Below are 17951 nucleotides of genomic sequence, written 5' to 3'. Positions count from 1 at the left end.
CCCACTGTTGATACCAAACGGTGATAATTGCGAGACCACCTGGATTGACTAGGGGGTCGTGACCTCTTCGGACTCTCCTGAGAGGATCAGACGAGGCAGCATGGCCTCTCCTGCGCGCGCCACCGAGCAAGACGAGTAACCTTGGACAGGTTCTCTAACATCAACGCCGATCTGCGGAAGAGGGCGATTTCCGCCGTGTCGTCTGAGTCGTCGCGGACAAACCCGCTGGCAAGCTTTGGACAGAACGAGTGGCTTGTCGACGAGCTGTACCAGAAGTATCTCCAAGATCCAGAGTCTGTTGACAAGGCTTGGTGGAACTTCTTCGCTGACTACAACCCTGACTACGGACCGGGCAGAATGCCCGCCAAGGAGGCGGGGAACGGCACTGTGACCGCCCCCGCTCCGACGGCGGCTCCTGCGAAGGCTGCGCCGACAGCTCCGGTCCCCGTTGCCAAGCCGAAGCAGCCCGCGGCCCCGGTGCCCGCGGGTGCCGAGGAGGTCAAACTGCGCGGTGCCGCCGCACGCACCGCCGCCAACATGGACGCCTCGCTCGTCATCCCGAGCGCGACCAGCGTCCGGGCCATCCCGGCCAAGCTGCTCATCGACAACCGCATCGTGATCAACAATCACCTCAAGCGGGGTCGCGGCGGCAAGGTCTCCTTCACGCATCTGATCGGCTATGCCGTCGTCAAGGCGCTGCGGGCCATGCCGGAGATGAACTACTCCTACACCGAGGTCGACGGCAAGCCGACCCTGGTCAAGCCGGAGCACGTGGCTCTCGGCCTGGCCATCGACGTCCAGAAGAGCAACGGCGAGCGACAGCTCCTGGTGCCTTCCATCAAGGGCGCCGAGGACATGGACTTCCGGCAGTTCTGGATGGCCTATGAGGAGATCGTCCGCAAGGCTCGCTCGGGCAAGCTCGGGGTCGACGACTTCACGGGCACCACGATCTCGCTGACCAACCCCGGCACCATCGGCACCGTCCACTCGGTGCCGCGACTGATGCCCGGCCAGGGCACGATCATCGGCGTCGGCGCGATGGAATACCCGGCCGAATACCAGGGCGCCGCACCCGACACGCTCTCGCGCCTGGCCGTCTCCAAGGTCATGACGCTGACCAGCACCTATGACCACCGGATCATCCAGGGCGCCCAGTCGGGCGACTTCCTGCGCACGATCCACCGGCAGCTGCTCGGCGAGGACGGCTTCTACGACGAGATCTTCGAGGCGCTGCGGATCCCCTACGAGCCGGTCCGCTGGGTCCAGGACATCTCGACCTCGCACGACGACGACGTGGCCAAGTCCGCTCGGGTGATCGAGCTGATCCACGCCTACCGCGTACGCGGCCACCTCATGGCCGAGACCGACCCGCTGGAGTACAAGCAGCGTAAGCACCCCGACCTCGACATCCAGTCACACGGTTTGACGCTGTGGGACCTGGAGCGCGAGTTCGCCACCGGCGGCTTCGGCGGCCGGCCGCTGATGAAGCTCCGCGAGATCCTGGGCGTGCTACGCGACTCTTACTGCCGCACGGTCGGCATCGAGTACATGCACATCCAGAACCCCGAGGAGCGGTCCTGGATCCAGGCGCGGGTCGAGAAGCCGCACGCCTCCCCGGCTCGTGACGAGCAGCTCAACATCCTGAGCAGGCTCAACACGGCCGAGGCCTTCGAGACGTTCCTGCAGACGAAGTTCGTCGGGCAGAAGCGCTTCTCGCTGGAGGGCGGCGAGTCCCTGATCCCGCTGCTCGACTCGGTGATCAGCGACGCGGCCGACGAGGACCTCGACGAGGTCGTCATCGGCATGGCCCACCGCGGCCGGCTCAACGTGCTCGCCAACATCGTCGGCAAGTCCTACGGGCAGATCTTCGGCGAGTTCGAGGGCAACATCGACCCGCGCACCGCGCACGGCTCGGGTGACGTGAAGTACCACCTGGGCGCGTCGGGCACGTTCACCGCTCCCAGCGGCAAGACGATCGCCGCCTCCGTGGTGGCCAACCCGTCCCACCTGGAAGCGGTCGACCCGGTGCTCGAAGGCGTCGTCCGTGCCAAGCAGGACCTGCTGGAGCGCGGCGAGGAGGGCTTCACGGTCCTGCCGGTGCTCATCCACGGCGACGCGGCCTTCGCCGGCCAGGGCGTCGTGGCCGAGACGCTCAACCTGTCGCAGCTGCGCGGCTACCGCACCGGCGGCACCGTGCACGTGGTGGTCAACAACCAGGTCGGCTTCACGACATCTCCGGCTTCGTCAAGGTCGAGCGTCTACGCGACCGACGTGGCCCGGATGATCCAGGCGCCGATCTTCCACGTCAACGGCGACGACCCCGAGGCCGTGGTCCGTGTGGGCGAGCTGGCGTACGAATACCGCCAGACGTTCCGCAAGGACGTCGTCATCGACCTCATCTGCTACCGCCGCCGCGGCCACAACGAGACCGACAACCCGGCCTTCACCCAGCCGCTGATGTACGACCTGATCGACGCCAAGCGCTCCACTCGTAAGCTCTACACCGAGGCGCTGATCGGCCGGGGCGACATCACGGTGGAGGAGGCCGAGCAGGCGCTCCGCGACTACCAGGCCAAGCTGGAGCAGGCGTTCACCGAGACCCGTGAAGCGGTGAAGAAGCCGCTGGAGGCGGGCGCGATGCGGGTGCCGCCCGCCGAGGTGATCAAGTGGTCGCACGACGAGACGCCGACCGCGATCACCGACGAGACGCTCAAGCGGATCGTCGACACCCAGCTCAACCTGCCTGAGGGCTTCACGCCGCACCCGCGCCTGGCGCCGGTGCTGCAGCGTCGCGGTCAGGCGGTCGAGCAGGACGCGATCGACTGGAGCATGGGTGAGACGCTGGCCTTCGGCTCGCTGCTCATCGACGGCCACCCGGTCCGCGTGGTCGGCCAGGACACCCGTCGGGGCACGTTCACCCAGCGCCACGCCGTGCTGGTCGACCGGGTGACCGGCGAGGACCACACCCCGCTCAAGGTCTTCAACCAGGGCACCACGAAGTTCTACATCTACGACTCGCTGCTCAGCGAGTTCGCGGCGTTGGGCTTCGAGTACGGCTACAGCGTCGTGCGCCCCGATGCCCTGGTGGCTTGGGAGGCCCAGTTCGGCGACTTCGTCAACGGCGCCCAGACGATCATCGACGAGTTCATCTCGTCCGGTGAGCAGAAGTGGGGCCAGAAGTCGGGTGTCGTGCTGCTGCTGCCGCACGGCATGGAGGGCCAGGGTCCTGACCACTCCTCTGGCCGCATCGAACGGTTCCTGCAGGTCTGCGCGCTCGACAACATGACGGTCGCGCAGCCCTCCACCCCGGCCAACTACTTCCACCTTCTGAGGTGGCAGGTCGAGTCGGGCAGGTGCAAGCCGATGGTCGTCTTCACCCCCAAGTCGCTGCTGCGGCACAAGCGGGCCACCTCGAAGGCGTCCGACTTCACCACGGGCACCTTCCAGCCGGTCATCGGCGACACCACGGTGGACCCGGGCAAGGTCACCAAGGTCGTGCTCTCCTCGGGCAAGATCTACTACGACCTGCTCGACCGGCGCGAGAAGTCGGGCCGCGACGACGTCGCCCTGGTCCGCCTGGAGCGGCTCTACCCGTTCCCGGCGGAGGAGCTCGCCGCCGAGCTCTCCCGCTACGGCTCGCAGGTCGAGCTGGTGTGGGCACAGGACGAGCCGGTCAACATGGGGCCGTGGCCCTACCTCACGCTCAAGCTGGCCGAGGACCCCGGCCTGCTGAGCGGCCGCTCGCTGCGCCGCGTCTCGCGGACGCCCAACAGCTCACCCGCGACCGGCTCGCACGCCAGTCACGACAACGAGCTTGAGGACATCTTGAGCGAGCTGTTCGGCTAGATCAGGCATCACCCAGTGAGCCCCCGCCTTCGGTGGGGGCTCACTGCTAAAATTGGCAGTTACTAGCAGCTAATTAGCTGCTAGTAACTACTAAATTTGGCAGGAACGATGCGGCGGCCACAGGATCCGCCTCCCTGGCGAAAACTCTGGCTCGAAGCCGACAGTCTCTGGCTGCTCTCGGCGGTCGACTCGGCGGAGCGCTACCTCCCCTGGGACGAGGTCCGGCGGCGCACTCCGCCGGCGGGACTCACGCACGAGCAGTGGTGGCTCGGACTCAAGATGGCCCGGCTGGGCATGCGCCGCGGCCTGCCGCTGGTCGACTCGGGCGGCCTGTCGTTCACGTACGCGCTGCCCGATGAGGTCCTTCGCGGAGTCGAAGCGCTCAACCGGGACCTGAGCGGCCGCATCGGCATCCCCGAACCGGTCACCGACCCGCTGACGCGCGACCGCTACCTGGTCAGCTCGCTGATCGAGGAGGCCATCACCTCCAGTCAGCTGGAAGGCGCGGCGACCACCTACCTGGTGGCCAAGGACATGCTCCGCAGCGGCCGGAAGCCCCAGACCGTCGACGAGACCATGATCCGCAACAACTACGTCGCCATGCGCCGGATCGGCGAGCTGCGCGACGAACCGCTCACCCCCGCCCTGATCTGCGAGATCCAGCGGATCGTCACCGAAGGCACCCTGCGCAACCCGGCGGCGGCCGGGCGCTTCCAGCTCCCGGGCGAGGAGCGCGTGGTCGTCGCCGACACCTACGGCGAGGTCCTCCACACGCCTCCGCCGGCCGAGCAACTGCCCGAGCGGGTGGGCCGGCTCTGCGACTTCGCCAACGGCGTGTCGCAGGCGGCTTACATCCCGCCGGTGATCAGGGCGATCGCCGTGCACTTCATGCTCGCCTACGACCACCCGTTCGAGGACGGGAACGGCAGGACCGCGAGGGCCCTGTTCTACTGGTCGATGCTCAACCAGGACTACTGGCTGACCGAGTTCATCTCCATCTCGCGCATCCTGAAGAACGCCCCCGCCCGCTACGGGCGCAGCTTCCTCCACGTCGAGCAGGACGAGAACGACCTCACCTACTTCGTCCTGGGCCAGCTCGGCGTGCTGAGACGGGCCGTCGACGATCTTCACGCCTACCTCGGCAGGAAGGCCGAGCAGGCCCGTGAGGTGCGGGCGAGTCTGGCCAGAGGGCGGACCGGGGCCTTCAACGGCCGCCAGATCGCCCTGCTGACTCATGCCAGCAGCCACCCCGTGGCCGAGTACACCGTCGCCGGCCACGCGGCCAGCCACCAGGTCGTCCTGCAGACCGCCCGGACCGACCTACGCGATCTCGAGCAGCGCGGACTCCTGACTAAAGTCAGACGTGGGCGTGCCGACGCCTGGATCCCAGCCGACGACCTGACGTCGCGGCTGCGTAATCAATGAATGGGAGCACGATGTACTTCACCGACCGGGGGATCGAGGAGCTGGTCGAGCGGCGTGGCGAGGAAGAGGTCAGCCTGCTGTGGCTGGGTGAGCGGCTGCGTGAGTTCGTCGATCTGAACCCCGAGTTCGAGACCCCGATCGAGCGCCTGGCCACCTGGCTGGCCCGGCTCGACGACGAGGACGACTGACGCGACATACTCATCGCCCGACAGACGCGATACATCTTGAGTTTTCGACAGACGCGACATATCGTGTCTCATGTGCAGATGTGTCGGCAGAAGGGGTGGGGATCATGCGGCAGTGGACGATCGAGGGGCCGGAGCAGCTGACGTTCGGTTCGGTGACCGCGCTCGACGTGCGGATCGTCGCGGGACGGGTGGACGTGCTGGCCAGCGACGGGCCCCCGACGCTGGAGGTGGCCGAGATCGACTCCGCGCCGCTGATCGTGACCTACGACGAGGAGAGCGGGGAGTTGAGCGTCGCCTACAAGGACCTCACCTGGGACGGGTTACTCGGCTGGCTGCGGCGTGACCGGCGCAAGAGCGTCCTGACGCTCACCGTGCCCAAGAGGTGCACGATCAACGCGGGGGTCGTCTCCGCCTCGGCGGTCGTGGCCGGGTTCGAGAAGACGACCCAGGTCAGGGGCGTCTCCGGGGACATCGTGCTCGACGGTGTGAGCGGTGAGGTGAGCGCCACCACCGTCTCCGGCGATGTCGAGTGCCGGGCGATGGACGGCGACCTGACGTTCACCAGCGTCTCGGGCGAGCTCACCGTCGCCGACGGTACGCCGCGCCGGCTCAGGGCCAACACCGTGTCCGGGCGGATCACCGCCGACTTGGAGCTGCGCCCGACCGGATATGTGACCTTCCACAGCGTGTCCGGTGACATCCTGGTCAGGCTGCCCGAGAACGTGGAGGCGGACGTCAGCATGAGGTCCACCTCCGGCAGGCTGGTCAGCACATTCGAAAACCTGTCAGACGCGAGCGGTCCGGGCGCCAAGTCGATGTCCGGGCGGCTGGGTGGCGGCATGGCCTCGGTGTCGGCGACTACGGTCTCCGGCGAGGTCACGCTGCTCAAGGGAGAGAAGCGATGAGCCCTGTCTTCGGTCACGGCCGGCTCCGGCTGTATCTGCTGAAGCTGCTGGAGGAGAGCCCTCGGCACGGGTACGAGGTCATCCGCCTGCTGCAGGACCGCTTCCTCGGCGTCTATTCGCCCTCCCCCGGCACGATCTACCCGCGGCTGGCCCGCCTGGAGGAGGAGGGGCTGGTGACGCACGAGGTGGTCGAGGGCAAGAAGGTGTTCTCGATCACCGACAGGGGCCGCGACGAGCTCAACGCCCGCCTCGACGAGCTCGACGACCTGGAGCAGGAGATCTCCGCCTCGGTGCGCGACATCGCCCGCGAGGTGAAGGAGGACGTCCGCGACACGGTCAAGTCGCTGCGCGACGAGCTCACCAGGATGGCCAAGGACGTCCGCACCGGCGCCGTCGACGACCCCAGGAGCCTCAAGGACCAGCAGAAGGCCAACCTCAAGCGGCTCAAGGAGCAGCAGAAGCGCCAGTGGATGGAGCACGCCACACACTGGCAGGACCACGGCGAGCGGCTCGGCGGCGAGTGGCGCCGGATCTGGTCCGAGGTCTGGAGCACGCTGGGCGGTGCCTCGCCCAGCCGCGCCGAGCTGGACGCCGAGCTGGGCGAACGCCTGGCCGACTTCGTCGCCCAGGTCCGCCGCGAGGCGTCGGCCGCCCCGCTCACCCGCAAGGCCATCGACGAGGTACGCGCCACGCTCGACGAGGCCGCCCGGCAGATCCGCGACTCCCTGAAGCCATGATCAGGCGGGGCCGGCAGATCCGCGACTCCCTGAAGCCATGACCAGGCGGGGCCGGCAGATCCGCGACTCTCTGAAGCCATGACCAGGTGGGGCCGGCCGCTACGCCGGGCGAAGAGCCCGCTCCAGGCCCCGCACGCTCCGGGCGGCCTTGCGTGCGTGATAGGGCATCGGCATATACCTCAACCGCTCCGGCAGGCGTGGGACGAGCATCGCCACCGCCCGCCCGAGGTGCCGCAGCCGCCGCTCGTCCCGCGCCGACCAGGGTAGATCCAGCTTCTCCCGTACGGCGGGCGGCAGCGTCCCCACGGTCACGAAGTAGTTGACCTCTCCTGACCCGGCACCCACCGGCGCCCAGAGCCGCCGCAGCGGCCGGGGCAGCCCGGGCGGCATCGGGGTCCCCCGCATGACGGCGAGCACGTCGAGCGCCGTCGGATGCGGTTCCAGCCGCTCGGCCACCATCTCGTCGAAGTAGGACCAGAACTCCTCGACGGTCGGCGGCATCTCCCGCTCCGGCACCCGCAGGATCGCGCCGAGCTGCCGCGTCTCCGCGTAGAGCCGGCGTTCACCGTCTTCGGTGTAGGGGGTGCCGAAGTAGCGGTTGAGGGTGACGAAGCGCTCGAACAGCGACAGGTGCACCCAGGCCCAGGCCGCACCGTTCAGCGCGTGGTAGCACCGGCCCTGTTCGTCCACCCCGCTGATCGGCTTGTGCAGCTCACGCAGCCGCTCGCCCTCGGCAGGGCCGTCCGCTCCGCCGTACACCCAGGTGTGGATCGAGGCGAGCGTGCGGTTGAGCCGGCCCCACGGGTCCTGCCTGTAGACGGAGTGCTGGGCGACGGCCGCGCCCACCGCCGGATGCATGGTCTGGAGGACCAGCGCGCTGCCCGCCACGAGCAGGTTGCGGTATTCGCCGGCGGTCTCCCAGTGCAACGAGCCTGGGCCGAACGGCTCGACGTCCATGACGGCGCCTCCCGGGGTGATACAACCTCACCTTCTTTGTATCATCCCGGGTGCACATAAGTAACCCTTCACTTATTCATCTGGTAAAGACGATTTTTCCGAAAATGTCACCCTCGGCCAGGGCGGCGAAGCCGTCACGGGCGTCCGACAGCGGCATCGTCCTGTCGATGACCGGCCGCAGCCCGGTCTGCTCCAGGAACACGGCCAGCCGCTGGAGCTGGTCGCGCGTGCCCATCGTGGAGCCGATCACCGAGAGCTGCAGGAAGAACACCCGGTTCAGGTCGGCGGGCGGGACCGCGCCACTGGTGGCGCCGCAGACCACGATGCGCCCGCCGGGCTTGAGCGACTTGAGCGAATGGTCCCAGGTGGCCTGGCCGACGGTCTCCATGACGGCGTCGACCCGCTCGGGCAGCCGCGCGCCGGGCTCGAAGACCTGGTCGGCGCCGAGCTTCACGGCCTGCTCCCGCTTGGCGGCCGAGCGGCTGGTCGCCCAGACCCGGTAGCCGCCCGCGCGGCCGAGCGCGATCAGCGCGGTGGCCACCCCGCCGCCCGCCCCCTGCACGAGCACGGTGGAGCCGGGCTCGAGACCAGCCTTGTCGAACAGCATGCGGTAAGCGGTCAGCCAGGCCGTGGGCAGGCAGGCGGCCTCCTCGAAGGTGAGCGCGGCCGGCTTGGGCACCAGGTTGCGGCGCGGCACGGCCACCCGCTCGGCGAACGTGCCGTCGTGAACCTCCGACAGCAGCGAACGCTTCGGGTCGAGCGTCTCGTCGGCCCCGGAGCCGATCACCGCGTGCACGATGACCTCGTTGCCGTCGGCGTCCACCCCGGCCGCGTCGCAGCCGAGCACGATCGGCAGCCGGTCCTGCCTGATGCCCACGCCTTTGAGCGTCCACAGGTCATGGTGGTTGAGTGCGGTCGCACGTACCGTGACGGTCGTCCAGCCGTCCGGGACCTGCGGCTCCGGATGCTCGCCGAGCGTCAGCCCGGCGAGAGGGTTGTCGGGATCGGTCTGTGTGGCGGTTACGGCGAACATGGCCGCACCTTACTTCAGCGTGATCCGGATCCCGTCGATGGCGTGCTCGACGAACGAGCGCGAACCCGAGGCGGCGATCTGCACGTCACCCCTGCACACGACCCGGACGGGCCGGCCACGGCCGTCGACCGACGGTGTCCTTGCGGCCTTCTGGCAGTCGGGGGTGGGAATGAGCGCGACCATGTCGCCGACGCCACCACCGAACCAGAGCTGCGGCCCGACCGGGTCGCCCCGGGCCGTCTCGCCGGGCTCCGCCAGGCGGATCGCGTCGCCGCTGCCGCTCAGGACGAGGTAGCCGTCCTTGCCGACCTTCCCGCGCAGGCTCTTGGCCGCCGCCAGCCGCTCCTCGAAGGCCAGCCCCTCGGGCGTGTCATTCATCGCCAGCCGCCACTTGCCGAACGCGAACATCAGCACCTGCCCGTTCGGGCCGCCCCCGGGCTGGCGCGGCCAGAGGGTGACGTTCGGGGTGAAGTTCCTGATCGGCTGTGCACCCCTGGAGATCTCCATCTCGCCGCCATAGGGGGCGTAGAGCCCGCGATAGTGGCCCGCCACCCAGGCGCCCACGAACGGGCGCGCGCCCAGCTCGTTGAGCCGTAGTTCGGCGGGGTAGCGGACGTCCGCGTGCCGCCCGTCGGGGAAGACCACCGGGATGACCTCGTCGCCGCCCTTGACCTTGGCCGGCGCGCGTACGACGTTGGGCGCGCCCTCGATCCTGGTCAACGACCGGATGGGCACGGGCACCGGCACCGGCGCGGCGCTCGGCGGCGGCACCTGCCCCGGCTCGGGGTCGCGGCTCGCGAGCAGGCCGACTATGCAGATCGCCGGCAACGCCAGCACCACCGCGATCCCGACCCACCGGCGCCGACCACGCTCGCCTGCCTCGATGACGTCGAACTGATCGGCCACGGTGATCCCCTGCCGAGTAGTGCGGCTGGCGTATCCGTCCTCAGTTCAGTTGAGCGGGTGCCGCCAGCGCAAGCCCTGGAACTTGGCGAAATCGGTGTCGCAGGTCACGAATTCACAACCGTGCTCGATGGCCAGTGCGGCCAGGTAGGCGTCGGGCAGAAGTTTGCCCGTGGCGCCCGATGCGCGGCAGAGCTTGGTGAAGATCTCCCAGTGTCTCGATCCGGCGTTCACCAGGACGGCATGCGGCTGGTTGCGGACGCTCTCCGCGAACCGGCAGGCCGTCTCGAACGGGGTGCTCTGCGGAATGCGGTGGTTGGTCACGACCCGCATGAAGCCGTTGATCACGAAGTCGCTGACCGCGTAGGCCTCGTCGCCGTTGACGACCTCCTCGACGAGGGCCAGGCATTCCTGATGGTGCTCGGCGTCGCGGCGCTGCGCGTTGACCAGGATGTTGACATCAAGCATCCGCATCGCGGCCGCCCAACTTCGCCAGCTGATGCTCCACGAAGTCCACTTCCATCAGCTCCTTGAGCTCCGCCCAGGTGAGCATGGGCCCAGGGACGGCGCCGGACACCGGCAGCTCCACGCGGGGCCGCTCGGCCGCCTCCGTGGAGCGGTTGAGTAGTTGTCGCAAGGCATCCTCCATCACCGAGGTGAGACTGCGTCCGTTTCGTGCCGCGTACGCCTTGGCCTCGTTGAGGAGTGCGTCGTCGATCCGCACCGTGGTCCTCCGCATGACACCAGCGTCCGCCGCTGACATAAAAATGTCAACAGCAGATAGTAATCATGCGCTCACAATTCTTGCACAGTTTTTAATCTCACCACCGCGCCACATTGACCTTTCCGTCGGATACCAGCCGCACCCGCCGGCCGACCAGTTCCCTGGACATCGCGTCCGCCAGGAGTTCCTCCTCCAGCACGTGAGCATGGGCCCGGCCCCCACCGGGCAGGTCGACCACGAGGATGCCCTTCTCCGCGACACCGTCGCGCCCATGCGCCACCGTGTAGCCGGCCACCGTGGCGGGGCCGTCGTACAGGGCGACGATCTCCACCGGGTCGGCGGTGAAGACGGGCGTGGCATCGCCCAGCGTGCCGCCCGGCTCCGTGGACCAGATCGCGTACGTGTGCTTGGTCAGGTGCATGCCGACGCCCGTCACCAGCCCGTGGCCCTGCTGGGCACGCAGCAGCCCCGCCATCGTGGCCGTCGAGTGCAGGACGTAGTCGCTGGAGGGACCGCCGGCGTACGGCAGGCCGCCGGTGACCGTCAGGCCGCGCCGGTCGAGCGGGTCCAGCTTGATCGCGTCGCACGCCTGCCGCAGCGCGATCGCGAAGCAGCTGTAGAGGTCGAGCGCGTGGATGTCCTCCAAGCCCAGCCCGGCGCGCGCGAACGCGGCCTCGGCGGTGCGCGCGATGGCCTGCGAGGCGCCGAGCGCGGGCCGGGCCGCCACCTCCCACGTGTCCTCGCCGTATGCCCAGCCGCGCAGGTAGACCCGCTGGTCGTCCGGTACGCCGAGCCGGTCGGCGAGTCCAGTGGACACCAGGATGACGGCCGCGGCCTGGTCGACCTCCCCCACGGCCACGGTGTCGCGGGTGTACGGCCAGCCGATGAAGCGGTGGCCGGTGACCAGTTCCTCCGGGGTTCGGGCGGTACGCCGCCAGGCGTGTGGGTTCGCGGCGGCGACCTCGGTCATCGGAGCCATCATCCGCGCCCGGTCCACCATTTCCTCATTTATCGACATACCGAGGGACGCGCGGCGGGCGGTCTCCATGATCGCGTAGGTGTGGACCGGCAGGAACAGCTCGTGGGCCAGCTCCGCCGGGTGCGGCGGGCGGTCCCAGCCGTAGGGAGGCTTGGGATCGGCCGGATGGCTCCATGGCACGTGCTCGCCCGCCCGCCGGTAGGCCCGGCGCGTGGCCAGCGCCTCGGCGCCGGCGATCAGGGCCGAGTCGAGCTCCCCCGCCGCGATCCTGCCCGCGGCCTCGCCGATGAGCAGCTGTGGCGCCGTTCCGCTGACCCTGGAGTACGCCCGGTGCCGGGGCGCGGCGCCCAGGCGGTCGGCGAGCCGGCCGACCGGGGAGTCGTACTGCCAGGAGTCGGTGTAGACGAGCTGGATCGAGTCGATCCGCTCGACCGGCAGCCGCGCCTCGCGAGCCGCCTCGCGCGCGACGTGCTCCCACAGGTCGAGTGGTTCCGGGCCCGGCTGCTCGCGAACGGTGCGCTGGGCCGTACCTATGAGACAGGGGGTGCGTGGATCCATGCCTCTCATCTAACCAGAATAACATTCGGTTGATAAGTAGTGGTGTTTGGTAATAACCGTTACCGGCGATACTAAAGGAGATCAACATGCCCATCCACCTGCGGAAATGCTTTCCTGCAATACATGCGATCTGGTTATTTCCACGACGAAACAGAACCGGTCCAGACTTTTTCGCGCCCTTTTCTGGCCGCGGGATTGCGCCATTCATTAACGTGCCGGGCGTTTTCCTGGCCCACCGGGGTGCTGCCCCCCGAACGCGGCCACTCCCGCGGAGCAGGCGGTCCAGTCCTGGACGCCCGACCTCCTCAAGCTGGCGGCCGACCACGACACCCGTTCCAGCGGCGTCAAGGGCAACAACTCCACCCCCGACGGCCCGCCCCGCAGCCCGAAAGCGCACGCGTTCTCCTTCGGCTACTCCGCCGGCGAGCACCCCGACGGCGACAAGCCGTCCACCGGCCGGCGCTACGGCAGGACGGCTCCGATGCCCGCCGCGCCGAAGTACAACCTGCAGGAGCACATCGGCCTCAAGTGCGCCTTCACCACCGGCGCCGGCGGTGGACCGCTACGACCACGTCTCGTCGCCGTACTTCAACACCGACTCCTACAAGGTCTACAAGGCCGCCGCGAACCGGTGGACCGGCAACATGCTGTAAGCACCTGCCTCGGCCGGGGCCTTCTCGCACTCCTACAGCGATCAAGAAAGACACCCGGGAAAAGCCTGGTAGACATCGAAGTCGCATCATGTACTATGCCTGTGACGTGCGGAAACGACCTTCACATGAGATCGGGTCCGCTATCCGGATGGCGCCCTTGACGCACTCCTTATGAGGTACAAGTCACGCTTGATCTGATAACGAATCGCCATCCGAGCTGCAATACAGTGAGTGATCTGGAAAAATCCATCGTTACACCCCCAGAACTACTAACCCCCAAAGGCAAGGCATTTCCATGATCCCCCGGGTCCGGCACCTGGTAGCGGCTGCCCTCAGCGCGCTACTGCTGCTGCCTGCCCTCGTGGGGACCGCTTCGGCCGCGACCAGCAGCCGCGTCTACTCGGTCACGCTGGCCAAGACGGTGGCGGACATGAAGAAGGTCGCCGAGTACTGGCAGCCCGACCGACTCAAGAAGGCCGACAACTACAGCCCCGCCACGCCGGCCTCGCAGTCCTCGCCCACCGCTACGGCCGCAGCCGGGGCGAGTCAGATCGTCACGCTGAAGCGCCCGAAGGGCCTGCTGAGCGTCGCACCCGTCCTCCCGCGCAACAGCACGGCCGCCAAGACCATGGGCAAGGTCTTCTTCCGTTTCGGCGACAAGGAGTACTGGTGCTCGGCCAGCGCGGTCGCGGCCAAGAACCGCAGCGTGGTGGCCACCGCCGGGCACTGCGCGTACGACTCGCGCCAGGCCAAGCCCGCCGATTACTGGATCTTCGTTCCCAACCCGGGTCCCGAGGGGGAGACGCCCGACGGCATCTACGTGGGCGCCGCGATCAGCATGCACGAGGACTGGCCGGGCAAGGGCGACTACGACTTCGACTACGCCTTCGTCACCGTGCACCGCGGCTTCAAGTGGGTGGAGAAGAACGGCCAGCTCGCGATGCAGGACGTCGGCCGTCTGCAGGACAACATCGGCGGGCAGGGTCTGACGATCGGCAAGGGCCTGGCCATCTCGATCTCCGCCTTCGGCTACCCGGCGGGCCCGCAGCCCGACGGCAGCCACCCGTTCAACGGCAAGACGCTGAAGGCGTGCTCGGGCACCACAAGGCGCACCATCGCCCCCAGCCTCGACCTGCAGTACGGCGTGCAGCTCCAGCCGTGCGACTTCAGCGCCGGCGCAAGCGGCGGCCCCTGGCTGATCAACTACCAGGCGGTCCAGAGGGTCGGATTCCTCAACGGGATCAACAGTCTGACCTGGAACAGAGACGCCAAGGGCGGCTACGACGCGGTGTCCTCGCCGACCTTCAACGCCACGACCGGCGACGTCTACCGACGCGCCGCAGCGCTCACTACACCGCAAAATGTGACGTAAGTTACACGTTCCGTATCGCCACCCCGAGTGATCAGCCGGTTTCAGATCTCGGGATGGTCACGGGCATGATCGTCGCGCTTGACTCCGCCAACAGGTAATTCACAGGACCAGAGTCAGACCGATAGGTTCCCGCCTGTCCGTTTGCTGCATTATGGGGCGCACGAGGCGCCCCGCGTCTGGAGTTTTACCTTGAAGCGCATCCTTCTCCCGGCCGGTGGCGCCGTTCTGGCGACCGGCCTCCTGGCCGCCGGCCTGGCAGGCACCGCTCAGGCACAGGGCGACATCGCCACCGACCCCATGGCCCGTACGACACAGCAGGCCTCCTCGGTCGCGTCCTTCTGGGCCGCGTCCAACTTCGCCGCCCTCCGCTCCGCCACCGCCTACACCTGGGACGCCAAAGAGGTCAGGAAGGTCGTCTCGAAGGGCGGCTACAGCCCTGACGGCAATCCGGGAAGCGCCACTCCCATCGGAGAGGAGAAGAAGGCCCCGGGCAAGGTTCAGAACGTGAACATGCCCAAGACGCTCGGCAAGGTCTTCTTCGTCGACGGCCAGGGCAAGTTCCGCTACTGCTCGGCCACGTCCATCCAGTCGAACTACCGCAACCTGGTCGCCACCGCAGGCCACTGCGTCTACGACACCGACAGCAACAAGGACCTACTGAACAACTGGGTCTTCGTGCCCGCCTACTACGAGGGCAAGGCGCCGTTCGGCATCTTCGTGGGCAAGCAGGCCTTCACCCACTACGACTTCGACACCTACGAGGACTACGACCGCGACTACGCGTTCGTGACCGTTTACAACGGCATCTCCTTCAACGGTGTGAAGCAGGTGGACCGCAAGGACTACGACCGCTTCGTCGGCCCCAAGCGGAACTGGGGCGGGCGCTACTACATCCTGCTGTCCAAGGACGCCGGCCGGCTCGGTGACGTCGTCGGCGGCCAGGGCGTGTCCTGGAACCAGCCCACCGGCAAGCCCGTCCGCGCCTTCGGCTACCCCGCGGGCCCGCACCCCGACGGCAACAAGCCCTACAGCGGCGTGACGCCGAAGTGGTGCTACAACAAGACCACCGCCAAGGCCGTGGGCGCTCCGTGGCTCAAGATCGAGGAGCACATCGGCCTCAAGTGCGCCGTGACGCCCGGCTTCGACGGCGGCCCCTGGCTGTCCAACTACAGCAACGGCAAGCGTCTGGGCTACGTCAACGGCGTGACCAGCACGTTCGCCGACCAGGACGGCAACGACCGCATCGACTACATCACCTCGCCGTACTTCGATGGTGAGACGGCCGCGGTGTACAACTCGGCCAAGAACGCCTGGTCCGGCAAGATCGTCGGCCCGAACGGCGAGCTGTACAAGTAACACCCCTCACCCGAAAAGGGGCCCGGCCGGGTTCGGCTGGGCCCCTTTTTCGCGCTTTTCCAAGATCATCACGGCGGATTCGGCGGTATTAGACGGAGCTCGCGCCAATCTGGTTCCTGTGATCTGAATCACATTGGCGCGCCCACGAAGCGTGTCGCACCCCTCACAGCCTCTCCGCCATGCCCCCTTCATACCCAGCGAAAACGTGGCAATTCGATCACCCTCCGCTAAGATCTCTGACTGGTAACGGAAAGGTCACGAGGGTAAGGGTGCCTTCCAGATGGGGCAGAACGGCTTTTACCTGCGGAGATCACCACGCTATGTTCCTTGCTATCCCTTTACTGACGCATGGGACGCATGTTGTGTCCCACGACAGAGCAAGGAGCAGTTCCCTTGAAGCGCATCCTCATCCCCGCCGGTGGTGCCATCCTGGCTACCGGCCTTCTGGCTGCCGGCCTCGCCGGTACGGCCACGGCCGCCAGCGACGTAGCCTCCGACCCGATGGCGAAGAGCGCCGCTGACGCGAAGGCCATCGCGGACTTCTGGTCGGCCACGAACAACGCCGCCCTCAAGGCGGCGAAGGAGTCCAACGTCTGGGACGCCGGCGACGTCACCAAGCTGCAGAGCAAGGGTGGCTACAGCGCGGACAGCAAGCCCGGCTCCTCCGTGCCGATCGGCCAGGAGAAGAAGACCACCGTCAAGGTTCAGAACGTGAACCTGCCGAAGACCATCGGCAAGGTGTTCTTCGTCAACAGCAAGGGCGAGAAGAAGTGGTGCTCCGCTTCTTCGGTCCAGTCGAAGTACCGCAACCTGGTCGCCACGGCCGGTCACTGCGTCTACGACACCGCCACCAACTCGGACGTCATGTCCAAGTGGGTCTTCGTCCCCGGCTACTACCAGGGCAAGACGCCGTTCGGCATCTACGTGGGCAAGCAGGCCTTCACCCACTACGACTTCGACGTGTACGAGGACTACGACCGCGACTACGCGTTCGTGACCGTGTACAACGGCATCCAGCTCGGCGGCGGTACCGCGAAGAAGGTCTCCAAGTCCGACTTCGAGAAGTACCAGGGCATCAAGGACGCCAGGGACGTCGAGATCTCGCGGGACGAGTTCCGCAAGTGCAAGCTCGACCCGACGTCCATCGAGGCGTGCTGGGCCAAGCGCGGCAGCAAGGCCGAGCCCACCGGCCCGGACTACCCCAACGCCGAGGTCGCCAAGGTCGAGGTCGCCAAGGCGGCCTACGAGGCCGCCAAGGTCGGCAAGGGCAACGGCAACAAGTTCGGCGAGCCCGTCACCGAGAACGTCACCAAGGCCGCCTACGACGCCTACACGGGTCCGGGCTCCAAGGTGCAGGACGCTCGTGGCAACTGGACCATCACGCACTACTACGTGCAGCAGTGGTACAAGCCCGGCACGGCGACCAAGTTCTACAAGACCGAGTTCTTCATCATCGAAGGTGCTGCCAAGGACGTCGGTCGCCTCGGTGACGTCGTCGGCGGCCAGGGCGTGTCCTGGAACCAGCCCACGGGCAAGTACGTCCGCGTGTTCGGCTACCCGGCCGCTCCGCACCCCGACGGCCACAAGAACTACACGGGCATCACGCCCAAGTGGTGCTACGGCAAGACCAGCAAGAAGGTCGTCGGCTCGGCCGCCAAGAAGATCGAAGAGCACGTCGCGCTCAAGTGCGCGATGACCGAGGGCGCCGACGGTGGCCCCTGGCTGCTCAACTACAGCAACAGCAAGCGTCTCGGCTACGTGAACGGTGTCACCAGCACCTTCAACGACCAGGACGGCAACAAGCGTGTCGACTACATCTCCTCGCCGTACTTCGACGGTGAGACCGCTGCGGTGTACAAGTCCGCGGCGAACGTGTGGTCCGGCAAGATCCTTTGAGTTGAGATCCTCTAAGTAACGCATCGCGCCCGTTTTAGGACGGTTCGCACAGCGGTAACTCGCGAAGGGCCCGGCATCGCCGGGCCCTTCGGCGTTCCCGGGGACAAATCTGAAGGGCGTTTTGACGCACGGCGCGCCCAGACGGTGCCATCAAGTCGATGTGATCTGCGTCACATCAGCCGGGTGGCCGTCGAGACGGCGGCACTCTCGCCACCGCAGCAACACTGACAACTTCCTTATGTTGATCTGCGGAAACGGTGTCATCCGGCACTTCCGGCAAGTCATCCTCTATCGCCGTTTAAACATCACGGAACGATCACGCCCGACTTAGCGCCCTTTTTCCCTCCAAAGCAGCTACCCGAGTTCAAGATCCACACTGTATGTTCCTGGCTATCCCTTTACTGACGCATGGGGCGCAA

The 17951-nt window shown here is 67.2% G+C and carries 14 protein-coding genes; 8 read left to right on the top strand and 6 right to left on the bottom strand.

Annotation, left to right across the window (positions count from 1 at the left end):
• The first annotated feature begins 195 nt into the window (after positions 1 to 195).
• The 5 genes from ACGFNP_RS39655 to ACGFNP_RS39635 all read left to right on the top strand — a co-directional run bounded on the left by ACGFNP_RS39655 (position 196) and on the right by ACGFNP_RS39635 (position 7101).
• Entirely contained in the window at positions 196 to 3846 is a 3651-nt protein-coding gene (locus tag ACGFNP_RS39655; RefSeq protein ID WP_358336782.1) for a multifunctional oxoglutarate decarboxylase/oxoglutarate dehydrogenase thiamine pyrophosphate-binding subunit/dihydrolipoyllysine-residue succinyltransferase subunit, read from the top strand.
• A 108-nt stretch (positions 3847 to 3954) separates the two neighbouring features.
• Positions 3955 to 5271 (top strand): Fic family protein, encoded by a 1317-nt coding sequence (locus tag ACGFNP_RS39650; protein ID WP_393327630.1) that lies wholly within the window; start codon positions 3955 to 3957, stop codon positions 5269 to 5271.
• 11 nt (positions 5272 to 5282) lie between these two features.
• Positions 5283 to 5459, top strand: coding sequence for a DUF6104 family protein (locus ACGFNP_RS39645; RefSeq protein ID WP_181308704.1), 177 nt, complete (start codon positions 5283 to 5285; stop codon positions 5457 to 5459).
• A 104-nt stretch (positions 5460 to 5563) separates the two neighbouring features.
• Positions 5564 to 6364 carry a DUF4097 family beta strand repeat-containing protein gene (locus ACGFNP_RS39640; protein ID WP_358336776.1) on the top strand — a complete coding sequence of 267 codons (801 nt, stop codon included), beginning with the start codon at positions 5564 to 5566 and terminating at the stop codon, positions 6362 to 6364.
• The gene (locus tag ACGFNP_RS39635) at positions 6361 to 7101 is read left to right on the top strand and encodes a PadR family transcriptional regulator (protein WP_393327627.1); all 741 of its coding nucleotides are present in this window, start codon (positions 6361 to 6363) and stop codon (positions 7099 to 7101) included. The genes ACGFNP_RS39640 and ACGFNP_RS39635 overlap by 4 nt, the downstream gene beginning before the upstream one ends.
• Positions 7102 to 7200: 99 nt before the next feature.
• Here the strand turns inward: ACGFNP_RS39635 and ACGFNP_RS39630 are convergent, their stop codons facing one another.
• The 6 genes from ACGFNP_RS39630 to ACGFNP_RS39605 form a co-directional block, all read right to left on the bottom strand.
• Positions 7201 to 8058: an oxygenase MpaB family protein gene (locus ACGFNP_RS39630; RefSeq protein WP_358336770.1), complete on the bottom strand. Its 858-nt coding sequence runs from the start codon at positions 8056 to 8058 to the stop codon at positions 7201 to 7203.
• Between the two features lie 76 nt (positions 8059 to 8134).
• Complete coding sequence (locus ACGFNP_RS39625) at positions 8135 to 9091, bottom strand: zinc-binding dehydrogenase (protein ID WP_214640131.1); 957 nt, start codon at positions 9089 to 9091, stop codon at positions 8135 to 8137.
• Between the two features lie 9 nt (positions 9092 to 9100).
• The gene (locus ACGFNP_RS39620) at positions 9101 to 9997 is read right to left on the bottom strand and encodes a hypothetical protein (RefSeq protein WP_393327624.1); all 897 of its coding nucleotides are present in this window, start codon (positions 9995 to 9997) and stop codon (positions 9101 to 9103) included.
• A gap of 45 nt (positions 9998 to 10042) precedes the next feature.
• Complete coding sequence (locus ACGFNP_RS39615; RefSeq protein WP_393327622.1) at positions 10043 to 10468, bottom strand: type II toxin-antitoxin system VapC family toxin; 426 nt, start codon at positions 10466 to 10468, stop codon at positions 10043 to 10045.
• On the bottom strand, positions 10455 to 10733 hold the full coding sequence (locus tag ACGFNP_RS39610; RefSeq protein WP_393327619.1) for a DUF6364 family protein: 279 nt from the start codon (positions 10731 to 10733) through the stop codon (positions 10455 to 10457). Before ACGFNP_RS39610 ends, ACGFNP_RS39615 begins: the two co-directional genes overlap by 14 nt.
• Positions 10734 to 10815: 82 nt before the next feature.
• Positions 10816 to 12264: an acetyl-CoA synthetase gene (locus ACGFNP_RS39605; protein WP_393327617.1), complete on the bottom strand. Its 1449-nt coding sequence runs from the start codon at positions 12262 to 12264 to the stop codon at positions 10816 to 10818.
• 939 nt (positions 12265 to 13203) lie between these two features.
• Between ACGFNP_RS39605 and ACGFNP_RS39600 the strand changes: the two genes are divergently transcribed.
• The 3 genes from ACGFNP_RS39600 (at position 13204) to ACGFNP_RS39590 (ending at position 17532) form a co-directional block, all read left to right on the top strand.
• Complete coding sequence (locus tag ACGFNP_RS39600) at positions 13204 to 14280, top strand: trypsin-like serine peptidase (RefSeq protein ID WP_393327614.1); 1077 nt, start codon at positions 13204 to 13206, stop codon at positions 14278 to 14280.
• A 189-nt stretch (positions 14281 to 14469) separates the two neighbouring features.
• Positions 14470 to 15636, top strand: a complete 1167-nt coding sequence (locus tag ACGFNP_RS39595) for a hypothetical protein (protein ID WP_358336750.1) — start codon at positions 14470 to 14472, stop codon at positions 15634 to 15636.
• A gap of 393 nt (positions 15637 to 16029) precedes the next feature.
• A complete protein-coding gene (locus ACGFNP_RS39590) occupies positions 16030 to 17532 on the top strand; it encodes a trypsin-like serine peptidase (RefSeq protein ID WP_393327611.1) in 1503 nt (500 codons plus the stop codon).
• Positions 17533 to 17951 lie beyond the last annotated feature (419 nt).

This window comes from Nonomuraea sp. NPDC049269 (assembly GCF_043197155.1).
In the GTDB taxonomy this organism is placed as follows: domain Bacteria; phylum Actinomycetota; class Actinomycetes; order Streptosporangiales; family Streptosporangiaceae; genus Nonomuraea.
Note: the sequence above shows the minus strand (reverse complement) of the source record. Positions and strands in the feature narration are given on the sequence as shown.

Bases quoted from the DNA above. Each gene is read 5' to 3' on its own strand.
- ACGFNP_RS39605 (WP_393327617.1), bottom strand. From the start codon at position 12,264: ATGAGAGGCATGGATCCACGCACCCCCTGTCTCATAGGTACGGCCCAG.
- ACGFNP_RS39640 (WP_358336776.1), top strand. From the start codon at position 5,564: ATGCGGCAGTGGACGATCGAGGGGCCGGAGCAGCTGACGTTCGGTTCG.
- ACGFNP_RS39645 (WP_181308704.1), top strand. From the start codon at position 5,283: ATGTACTTCACCGACCGGGGGATCGAGGAGCTGGTCGAGCGGCGTGGC.
- ACGFNP_RS39625 (WP_214640131.1), bottom strand. From the start codon at position 9,091: ATGTTCGCCGTAACCGCCACACAGACCGATCCCGACAACCCTCTCGCC.
- ACGFNP_RS39600 (WP_393327614.1), top strand. From the start codon at position 13,204: ATGATCCCCCGGGTCCGGCACCTGGTAGCGGCTGCCCTCAGCGCGCTA.
- ACGFNP_RS39615 (WP_393327622.1), bottom strand. From the start codon at position 10,468: ATGCGGATGCTTGATGTCAACATCCTGGTCAACGCGCAGCGCCGCGAC.
- ACGFNP_RS39650 (WP_393327630.1), top strand. From the start codon at position 3,955: ATGCGGCGGCCACAGGATCCGCCTCCCTGGCGAAAACTCTGGCTCGAA.
- ACGFNP_RS39635 (WP_393327627.1), top strand. From the start codon at position 6,361: ATGAGCCCTGTCTTCGGTCACGGCCGGCTCCGGCTGTATCTGCTGAAG.
- ACGFNP_RS39630 (WP_358336770.1), bottom strand. From the start codon at position 8,058: ATGGACGTCGAGCCGTTCGGCCCAGGCTCGTTGCACTGGGAGACCGCC.
- ACGFNP_RS39610 (WP_393327619.1), bottom strand. From the start codon at position 10,733: ATGCGGAGGACCACGGTGCGGATCGACGACGCACTCCTCAACGAGGCC.